Annotated in this window: 13 protein-coding genes; 10 read left to right on the top strand and 3 right to left on the bottom strand. The window is 63.1% G+C overall.

Features of this window, described 5'->3' with window-relative positions:
- From GA0004734_RS12660 to GA0004734_RS12640, 5 genes are all read left to right on the top strand, one after another.
- Complete coding sequence (locus GA0004734_RS12660; protein WP_092934183.1) at window positions 1-1,218, top strand: beta-ketoacyl-ACP synthase; 1,218 nt, start codon at window positions 1-3, stop codon at window positions 1,216-1,218.
- Window positions 1,215-2,498 (top strand): beta-ketoacyl-ACP synthase, encoded by a 1,284-nt coding sequence (locus GA0004734_RS12655; protein WP_092934181.1) that lies wholly within the window; start codon window positions 1,215-1,217, stop codon window positions 2,496-2,498. Before GA0004734_RS12660 ends, GA0004734_RS12655 begins: the two co-directional genes overlap by 4 nt.
- A 45-nt stretch (window positions 2,499-2,543) precedes the next feature.
- Window positions 2,544-3,572 (top strand): zinc-binding dehydrogenase, encoded by a 1,029-nt coding sequence (locus GA0004734_RS12650; RefSeq protein ID WP_092934179.1) that lies wholly within the window; start codon window positions 2,544-2,546, stop codon window positions 3,570-3,572.
- Window positions 3,568-4,536 carry a lipid A biosynthesis lauroyl acyltransferase gene (locus tag GA0004734_RS12645; RefSeq protein WP_092934177.1) on the top strand — a complete coding sequence of 323 codons (969 nt, stop codon included), beginning with the start codon at window positions 3,568-3,570 and terminating at the stop codon, window positions 4,534-4,536. Before GA0004734_RS12650 ends, GA0004734_RS12645 begins: the two co-directional genes overlap by 5 nt.
- Before the next feature lie 215 nt (window positions 4,537-4,751).
- Window positions 4,752-5,471, top strand: coding sequence for a PAS domain-containing protein (locus GA0004734_RS12640; protein ID WP_092934175.1), 720 nt, complete (start codon window positions 4,752-4,754; stop codon window positions 5,469-5,471).
- 19 nt (window positions 5,472-5,490) lie between these two features.
- On the opposite strand, the gene GA0004734_RS12635 is transcribed toward GA0004734_RS12640, so the two are convergent.
- Together GA0004734_RS12635 and GA0004734_RS12630 are read right to left on the bottom strand one after the other, a co-directional pair.
- Window positions 5,491-5,904 (bottom strand): polyketide cyclase, encoded by a 414-nt coding sequence (locus GA0004734_RS12635; protein ID WP_092934173.1) that lies wholly within the window; start codon window positions 5,902-5,904, stop codon window positions 5,491-5,493.
- Entirely contained in the window at window positions 5,901-6,149 is a 249-nt protein-coding gene (locus GA0004734_RS12630; RefSeq protein ID WP_139056265.1) for a hypothetical protein, read from the bottom strand. The genes GA0004734_RS12635 and GA0004734_RS12630 overlap by 4 nt, the downstream gene beginning before the upstream one ends.
- 33 nt (window positions 6,150-6,182) lie before the next feature.
- Between GA0004734_RS12630 and gndA the strand changes: the two genes are divergently transcribed.
- Complete coding sequence (gndA, locus tag GA0004734_RS12625; protein WP_092934171.1) at window positions 6,183-7,622, top strand: NADP-dependent phosphogluconate dehydrogenase; 1,440 nt, start codon at window positions 6,183-6,185, stop codon at window positions 7,620-7,622.
- 100 nt (window positions 7,623-7,722) lie between these two features.
- On the opposite strand, the gene GA0004734_RS12620 is transcribed toward gndA, so the two are convergent.
- Window positions 7,723-8,832, bottom strand: a complete 1,110-nt coding sequence (locus tag GA0004734_RS12620) for a LacI family transcriptional regulator (RefSeq protein WP_245292409.1) — start codon at window positions 8,830-8,832, stop codon at window positions 7,723-7,725.
- Between the two features lie 426 nt (window positions 8,833-9,258).
- Here GA0004734_RS12620 and GA0004734_RS12615 point away from each other — a divergent pair, with 426 nt between their 5' ends.
- The 4 genes from GA0004734_RS12615 to GA0004734_RS12600 all read left to right on the top strand — a co-directional run bounded on the left by GA0004734_RS12615 (window position 9,259) and on the right by GA0004734_RS12600 (window position 13,689).
- On the top strand, window positions 9,259-10,494 hold the full coding sequence (locus tag GA0004734_RS12615) for an ABC transporter substrate-binding protein (protein WP_092934167.1): 1,236 nt from the start codon (window positions 9,259-9,261) through the stop codon (window positions 10,492-10,494).
- Between the two features lie 237 nt (window positions 10,495-10,731).
- A complete protein-coding gene (locus GA0004734_RS12610; protein WP_245292408.1) occupies window positions 10,732-11,658 on the top strand; it encodes a carbohydrate ABC transporter permease in 927 nt (308 codons plus the stop codon).
- Window positions 11,651-12,595 (top strand): carbohydrate ABC transporter permease, encoded by a 945-nt coding sequence (locus GA0004734_RS12605; protein ID WP_092934165.1) that lies wholly within the window; start codon window positions 11,651-11,653, stop codon window positions 12,593-12,595. The genes GA0004734_RS12610 and GA0004734_RS12605 overlap by 8 nt, the downstream gene beginning before the upstream one ends.
- A 5-nt stretch (window positions 12,596-12,600) precedes the next feature.
- Window positions 12,601-13,689 carry an ABC transporter ATP-binding protein gene (locus GA0004734_RS12600; protein ID WP_092934163.1) on the top strand — a complete coding sequence of 363 codons (1,089 nt, stop codon included), beginning with the start codon at window positions 12,601-12,603 and terminating at the stop codon, window positions 13,687-13,689.
- Window positions 13,690-13,896 lie beyond the last annotated feature (207 nt).

The raw sequence follows: 13,896 nt of genomic DNA, 5'->3' as shown, positions 1-13,896 counted from the left end.
ATGAAGGCCGCCAACGATGTCGTGATCACCGGGGTGGGGATCGTCACCAGCCAGGGCGTGGGTGTCGCGCCGCATGTTGCCATGCTCACGGCGGGCGAGGCGCCGGCGGTGGTGGTGGAGACGGAGCGTTTCGCGCCCTATCCCGTCCACCCCCTGCCGGCCATCGACTGGTCCGCACAGATCGCCAAGCGCGGCGACCAGCGGCAGATGGAGAACTGGCAGCGCCTCGGCGTGTTCAGCGCAGGCCTTGCGCTTGACGATGCGGGCCTGAAGGACGATGCCGACGCCTGCGGCACGATGGACATGATCGTCGCGGCCGGCGGTGGCGAGCGCGACATCGCGGTCGACAGCCTGATCGTGGACGAGGGCCTCAAGCGTAACGACCGCGAGCATCTGCTGAACGAAAAGCTGACCACGGAACTGCGCCCGACCCTGTTTCTCGCGCAGCTTTCCAATCTGATGGCCGGCAATATTTCCATCGTCCACAAGGTCACCGGCTCGTCGCGCACCTTCATGGGCGAGGAAGCCGCCGGCATTTCCGCAGTCGAGACGGCCTTCGCCCGCATCAAGGCGGGCCAGTCGAGCCATACGCTGGTCGGCGGCGCTCTGTCGGCCGAACGGCTCGATATCATCCTGCTCGTGGAAGCGCTTCAGGCGCACGCCACCGGTCCCTGGCATCCGCTATGGTCGCGCGCGGCGGGCGAGGGCGGCGGCATCATCCTCGGTTCGGTCGGCGCTTTCCTGGTGCTCGAATCGCGCGAACATGCCGAAAACCGCGGCGCGCGGATCTATGCGACCATCGATGCGGTGGGCGGCGATCGCGGCAACCGCGACGATGGCCGGCTCGAGCGGCGGCTGGACCACTTGAGCCAGGCGGCGCCCGCCGAGGATACCATCGTGTTCTCCGGCGCCAGCGGCCTTGCCGCCCTTGCCACGCAGGAGCTGGCATGGCTGACCAAGCGCTTCCCCAACGCGCCGGTGCGCGGCTATAGCGGCGCCGTCGGACATGGGATCGAGGCGCAGTTTCCGCTGGGTCTCGCGCTCGCCGCGCTTGCGCTCGACGCCGGGGCCGTCGTGCCGCCCTTCGATCCGTCGGAGCCGTCGATAGTGCGCGCGCCGAAGCACGCCATCGTCACGACGCTCGGTCACGGCCGAGGCGAGGGGATCGCCGTACTCACAGCGCATGCCAAAGCGGGTTCACAGGAGCTCTCGTCATGACCAATGCCTATAAGGACCATCTGGGCCGGCCGCTGATCGCCGTCACCGGCATGGGCGTCATCACTTCGCTCGGCCAGGGTCTTGAGGACAACTGGGCCGCGCTGACCGGCGGCGTCTCCGGCATCCACAAGATCACACGCTTTCCGACCGACGGCCTGTCGACGCGAATCTGCGGAACGGTCGATTTCATCGATGTTCCCAATGAGAACTCCGTCGAGCGCTCCTACGCCATGGCGCGTGAGACGACGCTGGAAGCTCTGGCGCAGGCCGGCATTTCCGGTGATTTCGACGGCCCCCTCTTTCTCGCAGCGCCGCCGATCGAGCCGGAATGGAGCGCGCGCTTCGCGCTCGCCGACCGTTCGCCGCCGTCGGAAAAGCCGGCCGATGCCTATAATCGTTTCCTCGCCGCTATGCGGGAGAAGGCCGATCCGGTGTTTTACGAGGCCGCCCTGTTCGGCGCGATCTCCGAGCGTCTGTCCGACCGGTTCGGAACGCGCGGTCTGCCGGTAACCCTGTCGACTGCCTGCGCCTCGGGCGCGACCGCCATCCAGCTCGGCGTCGAGGCTATCCGGCAGGGCCGCACGACGCGTGCGCTGACGGTTGCGACCGACGGCTCGGTGAGCGCGGAAGCACTGATCCGGTTCTCTCTGCTCTCGGCTCTCTCCACCCAGAACGATCCGCCGGAAAAGGCGTCGAAGCCCTTCACGCGCGACCGCGACGGCTTCGTGATCGCGGAGGGTGCGGCGACGCTGGTGCTCGAATCGCTGGAAGCGGCCGTCGCGCGCGGCGCAAAGGTTCTCGGCATCCTCAAGGGTTGCGGCGAGAAGGCCGATCTCTTCCACCGCACGCGCTCCTCGCCGGATGGCGGTCCCGCCATCGCCTCGATCCGCGCGGCGCTGGCGGATGCCGGCATCGCCGAGAGCGATATCGGCTACATCAACGCGCATGGCACCTCGACGCCGGAGAACGACAAGATGGAATACGGCGCTATGTCGGCCGTCTTCGGCGAAGGGCTTGCCCGCATCCCGGTCTCTTCGAACAAGTCGATGATCGGCCACACGCTGACGGCGGCCGGTGCCGTCGAGGCGGTGTTCTCGCTTCAGACGATTCTCACAGGCACGCTGCCCCCGACCATCAACTACCAGAATCCCGATCCGGCCATTGCCCTGGATGTGGTGCCGAACGTCAAGCGCGATGCGCAGGTGACGGCCGTGCTCTCCAACTCCTTCGGCTTTGGCGGGCAGAATGCCAGCCTGGTCATGACGGCGGAACCCGCCTGAGACAGGCGGCAATGACGACCTCGCGGAAACGATAAGGAAAAGACCATGCGCGCGCTGCAACTGATCGACGACCGGAAGCTTGAAGTCACCGACCTGCCGGAACCCGACGCGCCCGGCCCGGGCGAGGTGACGTTGCGCGTCAAGGCCGTGGCACTCAACCATATCGATGTCTGGGGCTGGCGGGGCATGGCCTTCGCCAAGCGCAAGATGCCGCTTGTCATCGGTGCCGAGGCTGCCGGCGTGGTCGAGACCATCGGGCCGGGTGTCGCGAACGTTCTTCCGGGCCAGCTGGTGTCGATCTACGGCGCGCGCACCTGCGGCCTCTGCCGTCCCTGCCGCGAGGGCCGCGACAATCTCTGCGAACATGTCAGCGGCGTCCACGGCTTCCATCTCGATGGCTTCGCGCAGGAAAAGGTCAATCTTCCCGCCCGCCTTCTGGTACCCGCACCGCCCGGCGTCGATGCGGTCGCCGCAGCGCTGGCACCCGTCACCTTCGGCACGGTCGAGCATATGCTGTTCGACAATGCCAAGCTCGAGCCGGGCGAAACCATCCTCATCCATGCCGGCGGGTCCGGCATCGGTTCGGCGGCGATCCAGCTTGCCAAGAAGATCGGCTGCACCGTCATCACCACCGTCGGCTCCGACGACAAAATCGAGAAGGCCAAGGCCCTCGGCGCCGATCACGTCATCAACTACCGCACCGACCGTTTCGAGGGCGTGGTGCGCAAGCTGACGAAGAAGAAGGGCGTGGACGTTGTGTTCGAGCATGTCGGCAAGGATACCTGGGCCGGCTCCATGCTCTGCATGAAGCGTGGCGGGCGCCTCGTCACCTGCGGCTCCACCTCGGGCGTTTCCGCGGACATGAACCTGATGATGCTGTTCCAGCAGCAGCTGAAGCTGATCGGCTCGTTCGGTTGCCGGATGGAGAATATGGCCGACGCCATGCAGAAGATGGCGCGCGGTCTCGTTCATCCCGTCATCGATACTGAAGTAACCTTCGAGAACATCGATCGCGCGCTGGAGCGCATGGAAGGCCGTCAGGTGTTCGGCAAGATCGTGCTGCGGCTGGATTGAGCCGGTGCGCAGTCTGATCACGCGGCTCGTTCTGTCTTACCGGCAGGCGAGCGACTGGATCGTGGCGCAGCTGGCCTTCCTGCCGCTGATGCTGCTGAAACTCCTGCCGGCGGATACGGCGCTCAATGTCATGGACCGCGTTGCGCGGCTTGCCGGGCCGCGCTTTATGCGCGGCCGGCATCTGCTGACGCTCGCCAACCTGCGCGCCGCCTTTCCGGAAAAGAGCGAGAGCGAGATCGAAACGATCGCTCTGGAAAGCTGGGGCTCCATCGGTCGGCTTGCCGCCGAATACGTATTCCTCGACCGGTTGTTCGACTATGACCCGACGCGCGGCACGCCGGGCCGGGTGGAGGTGGCGGGCGCGCCGATCTTCCTCGATCTATGCGCCAACCCGCGTCCCTTCATCGTCTTTACCGGCCATACCGGCAGTTTCGAAATGCTGCCGGTTGCAGGGTCCGCGTTCGGTCTCGATGTCACGGTGCTCTTTCGCCCGCCGAACAATGCGACCATGGCCAAGAAGGTCTATGATTTCCGTGCCAAGCGCATGGGAACGCTGGTGCCGTCCCACGCCGGATCGTCCTTCACGCTCGCGCGCAAGCTGGACGAAGGGCAGGGGATCGGCGTTCTGGTCGATCAGAAGTTCAAGAAAGGCTTGAGCACCACGTTTTTCGGACAGCCGGTCAAGACCAATCCGCTGCTCGCAAAGCTCGTGCGTCAGTTCGGCTGCGAGGTTTACCCGGCGCGCTGCATCCGCTTACCCGGCAATCGATTCCGCCTGGAAATCGAGCCCGCCGTCGCGATTCCCCGCAAGGAGGGCGGCAGCGTGGATGTCGAGGCGACGGCGCAGCTTCTCAACGACACGGTGGAGCGCTGGGTGCGGGAATATCCCGGTCAATGGCTGTGGTATCATGATCGCTGGCAGGTGAAACGCAAGCTGGCCCGCGATACGAATACGAAAATGTAGATGGAGAAGACTGAGGTTTGCTTTCTCAGGTCAGTACATCTTGTAAATAAGGCATATGACGTTCACGATATCGCGAAGGATCGGTTGAACGAGGCTGCCGCCTGTGTAGAGTGAAACCGCGCATTATCAGGCGTTTCGTTGACATGGTGTCATGCGGTCGGAATAGACATTTCCTGTCTGTTTGCGGTTGCGCGCATGGGTGTGGAGATAAGGTCGTGAAGACGCTGATCGATTTGTTCTGGATGAAATACAGCCAGATCCAGCAGGCGGTGAACGGCGGGGACACCGTGCTGATCGACGTCCTCGACAGAGAGATCGAACCCCTTTTGAAGGCGATCGAGAGCGAACGTGCAAATACGGTCGCGGATGCCCGCCTGCAGTTCCGGTTTCTGTTGGATCTTCTGAAAAAGGAGGCCGACGACTGCTCCACTGTCCTGCGGCACAGCAATGTGCTGTCGGATCTGGCCGAGCGCTATTTCGTCGAGTCGGAAACCGGAAATCTGATGGTGCGGTACCCGGGCATCGCCCCGGAACCGACGGCGCTGCTTCCGAAGGTCCGCGCGGATGAGGGGCTGTTGAACGAGGCCATTCTCGACAGTCTGCCGGACCGTGTCTGTGTCGTCACGCCCGATTATCGCTATCTCTATGCGAATGTCCTTCACGCACAGCATGTTCATCAAACCCCGCTATCTCTGATCGGGCGGACGATTCTCGAATTCGCCGGGCTTCAGTTTTTCGAGGACAATCTGAAACCCCGCCTCGACCGCTGCTTTGGCGGCGAGACGGTGGATACGACCTATGCCCGCGAAATCGATGGCCGGACGATCGTGATCCGGTCCCGCATGACCCCGTGTCGCACATCGACAGAACAGATCATCGGCGCCATCATTGTCTATCAGGAACTTGCCAACCGCCGCCGCGCCATCGCGGCCTGAAGGTGCCGCCGCCGGTGGCTCAGGCCGCCGCGTCTCCCTTGCCCTCCAGAAGTGCCTTGAGCCGGGTCAGGTCTTTCCGCACCCACGCGATATCGCGTGCGAAGCTATCCTCACTCGTATCGGCCTGCTGCAGCAGGGTGAACACGACCACGGCGCCTGAGCCGTTCGGTGTCACGCGGAAAGCATTGTAGGTTGTCACGCCTGTTTCCTCGACGACCGTATGGTCCATCACGCCGAGATCGTTTGCAGGCGTGAAGAAGATCCTGACGGTTCCGAGCGGCCCGCTCGCGATCCAGTGATCGCCGGCAGGCTGAAGCCCGCTTGCAAGCCCGGATGCCCAGAGCGGCATCGTCTCGGGGCGGCTCGCATAGGCATAGACCGCGCCCGCATCCCGCTCGATGACGACCTCGACGGTTCGCACGTTCATCGTCATTTCGCTCTCTCCTCCTCTTCGAGCATTCCTGTCGATGCAGGCGCGGACGCCTGTGCAGGACGTCCTCGCGCTGCTGCAACATCTGTCGGCATTGGAGAGGAAATGTAGCTTCGAACGTCAACAATGTCTTGTGGTTCACGCTTTCCGGTGCCAAAACTTGCGGCGTTCACCCATTCGGCAACCGGCTGCAACGGTCGGCACTGCGGGTACGACACATCAATGGAACGCCCGCCGATGATCGGCATCCCCGCGTTCCAGGATCTAATGGAGGCATACACGTGGCACAGGCGGAAATCGGCCTCATCGGGCTCGGCGTCATGGGGTCCAACCTCGCGCTCAACATTGCCGAGAAGGGCAACACGATCGCAGTGTTCAACCGCACGGTCGAGCGCACGAGAGAGTTTTACGAAGAGGCAGGCAATCTGAAGGATCGCATCATCCCCTGCGAGACGATCGAAGAGTTCGTCGCGGCGATCAAGCCGCCGCGGCCGATCATCATCATGATCAAGGCCGGCGAAGCGGTCGACCAGCAGATGGAAATCCTGAAGCCGCATCTCGAAGCGCACGACATCATGATCGATGCCGGTAACGCCAATTTCCGCGATACGATGCGCCGTTTCGACACCCTGAAGGATAGCGGCCTGACCTTTATCGGCATGGGTGTCTCCGGCGGCGAGGAAGGTGCCCGCCACGGTCCTTCGATCATGGTCGGTGGCCTTGAGGAAAGCTGGACGCGCGTCGAAAAGGTCCTGACCTCGATTGCCGCGCGCTATGAAGGAGATCCTTGCGTCGCGTGGCTCGGCGAGAACGGTGCCGGTCACTTCGTCAAGACCATCCATAACGGCATCGAATATGCAGACATGCAGATGATCGCCGAGATCTACGGCATCCTGCGCGACGGTCTGAAGATGAGCGCGACCGAGATCGCCGAGGTTTTCGCGACCTGGAACAAGGGCCGCCTCAATTCCTTCCTGATCGAGATTTCCGAAATCGTGCTGCGCGCCGACGACCAGCTCGGTTCCGGTCCGCTCGTCGATGTCATTCTCGACAAGGCGGGTCAGAAGGGCACCGGCAAGTGGTCGGTGATCGAGGCGCAGAACATGGGCGTGCCGGCCACGGGCATCGAGGCGGCCGTCGCTGCCCGTAGCCTGTCGTCGATGAAGGCCGAGCGCGAGGCCGCCGAGAAGATTCTCGGCCTGCCGGATGTGCCGCCGCTGTCGATCGGCGACAAGGCGGCCTTCCTTGCCGATCTCGAAAACGCCTTGCTTGCGGCCAAGATCGGCGCCTATGCGCAGGGCTTTGCCGTCATGGCGGCGGCCTCCCGTGAATTCGGCTGGAACCTGCCGATGCCGACCATCGCCCGCATCTGGCGTGCCGGCTGCATCATCCGCTCGCAGTTTCTCGACGAGATCACCAAGGCGTTTACCGAATCGCCGGATGCCGCGAACCTCATCGTCACCCCGGCCTTTGCCGCCATGGTCAAGGAAACCGATGGTCCGCTTCGCCGCGTGGTCTCCACCGCCGTTCTCGGTGGTCTCCCGGTCCCGGCACTCGCATCGGCGCTCGGCTACTTCGACAGCTACCGTCGCGCCCGCGGCACCGCCAACATGATCCAGGCCCAGCGCGACTATTTCGGCGCCCATGGCTATGATCGCACGGACGGCAAGGATTCGCATCACGGCCCGTGGGGCAGCGGCCTCGTCGCCGAACGGTCCTGATCTGCCGAACAATCCTGCTCTGAAGGGTCGAACGACGTGACGAAGAAAGGCCGCGCGGCATATGTCGCGCGGCCTTCTTGCTGCTCTGAGAGAGGCGTCGTCAGCTCTTCGATCTGTCGAGCCCGCTCAGGCTCTGAAGCTCTTCCGGCGGTTGGCCGGCGATGCGGGCGAGGACCGCCTTGGCAAGTTCGTGGCCGGCGTGGCGGATATCTTCCTTCATCGTGATGACCTCCGGGCGCAGCCAGCCGAGGAAGTCGCTCGGCACCTTGGAGACGAGGTCGAGGTCGGCGCCGATCTTGCGGCCGGTCGCCTCGATGGCGGCGATCAGGGCGATCGTTCCCGCACCGCTCCCCGAGACGATGCCATCCGGTACCGCTCCGCCGCGCAGCAGGCTTTCGAACGCGGTGCGGATGTCGATCAGCGAATGGTCGATATCGACGGTGTCGAACGGGATGGTCTCGACGCCGAAGTCGCGGACCGCGCGGTCGAAGCCGTTGCGCATGTGCCGGTGAAAGGTGAGGTGGGGCGGCGGCTGCAGCAGCGTGAGCCGACGCCGCCCGCGCTCCACCAGCGTCCGCACGGCCGCATAGGCAAAGCCCTCATTGTCGTAATCGTGATAGGGATGTGCCAGCCCCATATCGGTGCGGCCATGAGTGGCGAAGGGGAAGTTTCTCTCCAGCATCAGTGCCACGCGGGCATCTTTCGGCTCCGTCCGCGAGATGATGACGCCATCGGCGGCACCTGTGTCCAGCACGTAGCGAACCGGGGCGAGGGCGTCCCGCGAGGGGCTGTAGGGTGTGACGACGAGGTGGTAGGGCGTGGCCGCCAGCACTTCGGAAATGCCGACGACGATCGGGCTGGTGAGGCCCATGATCTCCTCCTCCAGCGACAGGACGAGGCTGATGACGTTGGTTTTGCCAGTGCGCAATCTCACGCCTGCGCGATTCGGCTGGTAGCCGACCTGGCGCGCCACGAGGCGCACGCGCTCCTTCGTTTCCGCGCCGATATCGGGCGCGTCCTTCAAGGCGCGCGACACGGTGGTGATGCCGAGCCCGGTCATGAAGGCGATCGTCTTCAGCGTCGGGCGGTCGTTGCCGGGGAGGTGGCGTTGCGCGCCGCCGGTCTGCGGGCCGGTCTGCGCTGCCGTTTGTGGCAAACCATCGGTTTTCGTCGTCTCGTCCATCGATGCCTGCCCTTCTATCCGGTTCATGCAACCGGCATGTCGCCGATCATCCTAGCCGGTTCGAAGCGGCTTGACCAATGTCACCGACGCCGTGCCTACACGAAAAACCTGTAACGATACAGTTGATGGAGCCGATCTTTCACGGGTCTTCGACCAGGTTGCAATCTTCGGGTGACGCCTGCGCGACTCGAGAATGATTGCTGCGCTGCAAATCGGCGTAGCACAACGAATGAAGGCAAGAATGCCGAAAATGATGCACATTCAATAAGCTTGTTGCACACAAAGACGTATATTGCACCGCAATACGGCAAGAACACGACCTTGCTGTCGAGTTAGAGTTTCTCCTATAGGTAGAAATTTAGTTCTCTCAAAAAATTTAACGGTTGCTCTGTTGCGTGCTTCTCGCACATCCGCTACGTTTTTACGGCAACGTTACAGTGAGGGAGGAGACTCATGATGACACGCTTTCGCGCAGCAATTCTGGCTGCCGGTGTGGTACTGCCGCTCGGTGCGGCTCATACCACGGATCTGGAAGTAACGCATTGGTGGACGTCCGGCGGGGAGGCTGCGGCGGTCGCGGAACTGGCCAAGGCGTTCGATGCGACCGGCAACAAATGGGTGGACGGCGCGATTGCCGGTTCGGGCGGCACGGCCCGTCCCATCATGATCAGCCGCATCACCGGCGGCGACCCCATGGGCGCCACGCAGTTCAATCACGGCCGTCAGGCGGAAGAACTGGTTCAGGCCGGCCTGATGCGCGACCTGACCGATGTCGCCACGGCCGAAAAGTGGAAAGAGGTCATCCGGCCCGCCAGCCTTCTCGATGCCTGCACGATCGAGGGCAAGATTTACTGCGCTCCCGTCAATATACACTCGTGGCAGTGGCTCTGGCTTTCCAACGCGGCCTTCAAGACGGCTGGCGTCGCGGTGCCGAAAACCTGGGACGAGTTTGTGGCCGCAGGCCCGGCGCTTGAAAAGGCCGGTATCGTGCCGCTCGCCCTTGGCGGGCAGGCGTGGCAGTCGTCCGGCCTGTTCGACGTGCTCGTGCTCTCGCTCGGCGGCAAGGACTTCTATTTCAAGGCCTATGGCGACAAGGACGAGGCCACGCTGACCGGCCCTGACATGGCCAGGATCTTCAAGGCGGCGGACGACGCCCGGCGCATGGCAAAGGGCTCCAACGTTCAGGACTGGAATCAGGCGACGAACCTTGTCATCACCGGCAAGGCCGGCGGGCAGATCATGGGTGACTGGGCGCAGGGCGAGTTCCAGATCGCCAACCAGAAGGCCGGCACCGATTATTCCTGCCTTCCCGGCCTCGGCGTCAATGCGATGATCTCGACAGGCGGCGATGCCTTCTACTTCCCGCTGCTCAGCGACGAGGCGAAGACCGAGGCGCAGAGCGCCCTTGCCAAGACCATCCTCGATCCCGCCACGCAGGTCGCCTTCAACCTCAAGAAGGGTTCGCTGCCGGTGCGGGGCGATGTCGATATGTCGGCGACCAACGACTGCATGAAGAAGGGTCTCGACATCCTCGCCAAGGGCGATGTGGTGAAGAGTACGGACGAACTGCTGTCGGCTGACATCCAGAAGCAGAAGGAGGACCTGTTCTCCGAATTCTTCTCGAGCACGACCATGACGCCCGAGGATGCCCAGAAGCGCCTCGCAAGCATCATCGCCTCCGCCGAGTGACGGTGCGGGTGGCGGTCTCCAGCCGTCACGGCCCCACAACCGCCGTCACGTTCTGACGGCGGTGTTCACGCCACCAAAGACGTTCCGCATCCATCGTCCGTGACGCGCTGCTACGGTTTCCGGGTCGCGAAACGATCAACCGGAAACGGTGTGGCAGGATGCGGGACAGCCTGCCCCAAGTCTCATGTTTGCCGTGCTCCGCCCTTTGGGCGAGAGCCCACGAGGAGGCGATTGCCGATGACGGTTCCAGCGATGACAGCTGCCGCACCGGTCCGGAAATTCACCCGGCCAAACCAGTATTTCCGCAATATGAGCGCGAAGATCGCGTCCATTCCGATGATCCTCACCGCCGTCGTCATCTTCGCGGGGGGTACACTCTGGACGGTGCTCTATTCCTTCACCAATTCGCGTCTGCTGCCGCGGATGAGCTTCGTCGGCTTCGACCAGTACGAGCGCCTGTGGGCAGCCCCCCGCTGGACGGTGTCGATCATCAATCTCGGCATCTACGGCATCTTCTCGCTGATCTTCAGCCTCTTGATCGGCTTTCTGCTGGCGGCGCTGATGGATCAGAAGATCCGGTTCGAAAACACGTTCCGCACGATCTTCCTCTATCCCTTCGCGCTGTCCTTCATCGTCACGGGCCTCGTCTGGCAGTGGATCCTTAATCCAGAGTTCGGCATCCAATCCGTCATCCGCTCTCTCGGCTGGACCTCCTTCCGCTTCGATCCGCTCTATAATCCCGATCTCGTGATGTACGGCATCCTCATCGCCGCGCTCTGGCAGGGAACCGGTCTCGTCATGTGCCTGATGCTCGCCGGCCTGCGCGGCATCGACGGCGAGATCTGGAAAGCCTCGCGCATCGACGGCATTCCCGCCTGGAAGACCTATCTCTTCATCGTCATCCCCATGATGCGGCCGGTCTTCATCACCACGCTCGTCATCATCGCCTCCGGCATCGTCAAGGTCTACGATCTCGTGGTGGCGCAGACCAGCGGCGGCCCCGGCATCGCATCCGAAGTGCCGGCGAAATACGTCTACGACTACATGTTCCAGGCCCAGAACCTCGGCCAGGGCTTTGCAGCCTCCACCATGATGCTGCTGGCCGTCGCGATCATCATCATTCCCTGGGCCTATCTCGAATTCGGAGGACGCAAGCGTGGCTGATATCGCCTCCCTCAACACCACCGCCGTCGCCATCGACGCCGCCAAACCGCAACTGGCCGCCGGCCCCCGCGGCAAGCGCCCTGCGCGTGCCTTTTCCGGCACTAACATCGTGGTCTACGGCACGTTGCTGGTGTTTGCCTGCTACTACCTGCTGCCGCTCTACGTGATGGTTGTGACCTCGCTGAAGGGCATGCCGGAGATCCGGCTCGGCAACATCTTTTCACCCCCTGTCGAAATCACCTTCGAGCCCTGGGTCAAAGCATGGTCCAGCGCCTGCACCGGCCTCAACTGCGATGGCCTGTCGCGCGGCTTCTGGAACTCGGTGCGCATCACCGTGCCGTCCACCATCGCCTCGATCGCGCTCGCCTCGATCAATGGCTATGCGCTCGCCAACTGGCGCTTCAAGGGGTCGGAGACCTTCTTCATCATCCTGATCATCGGGGCCTTCATTCCCTATCAGGTGATGATCTACCCGCTCGTCATCATCCTGCGCGAACTGGGCATCTATGGCACGCTCAGCGGCCTCATCATCGTCCACTCCATCTTCGGCATGCCGATTCTGACCCTGCTTTTCCGCAATTACTTCGTCTCGCTGCCGGAGGAGCTTTTCAAGGCGGCCCGTATCGACGGCGCGGGGTTCTGGATGATTTATTTCCGGATTATGCTGCCGATGTCGCTGCCGATCTTCGTGGTCGCCATGATCCTTCAGATCACCGGCATCTGGAACGACTTCCTCTTCGGTGTCGTGTTCACCCGTCCCGAATATTATCCGATCACCGTCCAGCTCAACAACATCGTCAACTCGGTGCAGGGCGTGAAGGAATACAACGTCAACATGGCCGCCACGCTGCTGACCGGCGCGGTACCCCTCATCGTCTACTTCATCTCCGGGCGCCTGTTCGTGCGCGGCATCGCCGCCGGCGCCGTGAAAGGCTGATCCTCATGACGTCAAGCGTTTCCATCCAGGATCTGTCGCTGAGCTTCGGCGCAGTCACCGTTCTCCGGAACCTCAACCTCGATATCCGCGACGGCGAGTTCCTCGTGCTGCTCGGTTCGTCCGGCTGCGGAAAATCGACCCTGCTAAACTGCATTGCCGGCCTTCTGGAAATTTCGGACGGGCAGATCTTCATCAAGGGCAAGAACGTCACCTGGGAGGAACCCAAGGATCGCGGCATCGGCATGGTGTTCCAGTCCTATGCGCTCTATCCGCAGATGAGCGTCGAGAAGAACCTCTCCTTCGGCCTCAAGGTCGCAAAGATGCCGCAGCCGGAGATCGACAAGCGCGTCGCCCGCGCCGCCGAGATCCTTCAGATCCAGCCGCTTCTGAAGCGCAAGCCGGCCGAGCTTTCGGGCGGGCAGCGCCAGCGCGTGGCGATCGGGCGAGCCCTCGTCCGGGATGTCGATGTGTTCCTGTTCGACGAGCCCCTGTCGAACCTCGACGCCAAGCTGCGTTCCGAATTGCGCGTCGAGATCAAACGGCTGCACCAGTCGCTGAAGAATACCATGATCTACGTGACGCACGACCAGATCGAGGCGCTGACGCTCGCCGACCGCATCGCCGTCATGAAAAGCGGCGTGATCCAGCAGCTTGCCGACCCGATGACCATCTACAACGCACCGGAAAACCTGTTCGTGGCCGGTTTCATCGGCTCGCCGTCCATGAACTTCTTTCGCGGCACGGTCGAGGAGAAGGGCGGACGAAAGGTCGTGCATGTCGGCGGCGTGGATTTCGCCATCGATGCCTATCCAGCGCGCGCACCCATCCGTGCCGGCACCAATGTCGTCCTCGGCATCCGCCCGGAGCATGTGACGGTGGACGAGGTGTCTGTCGGCGGCGATGCGCATGCCGCCGTGGTGGATATCGAGGAGCCGATGGGTGCCGACAATCTGCTGTGGCTGAAGCTCGCCGGGCAGACGATGTCCGTCCGTATCGCCGGCGCACGTCGCTACGCCCCGGGGTCGCAGGTGCGCCTCGGCATCGACATGGGCATGGCGTCGATCTTCGATCAGGGGACGGAGCAGAGATTGTGACGGTTGTTATTCGACAAGCGCTTTTGGGCGCCGCAGCCCCTCACCCTAGCCCTCTCCCCGCCCGCGGGGAGAGGGGACGTGCCTCAAGGCCGCTGCGAGTCCCTTCGCCCCGCTCGCGGGGAGAAGGTGCCGGCAGGCGGATGAGGGGCTGCGACCTCGCAGCGCGCTGAGCGATTGCGGCCTTATCGCGAAACGAACCGAGCAAAC

Origin of the sequence: Rhizobium sp. 9140 (assembly GCF_900067135.1) — a bacterium.
Classification (GTDB): domain Bacteria; phylum Pseudomonadota; class Alphaproteobacteria; order Rhizobiales; family Rhizobiaceae; genus Ferranicluibacter.
The sequence above is the reverse complement of the archived record's forward strand: the minus strand, read 5'-3'. Positions and strand labels throughout refer to the sequence as shown.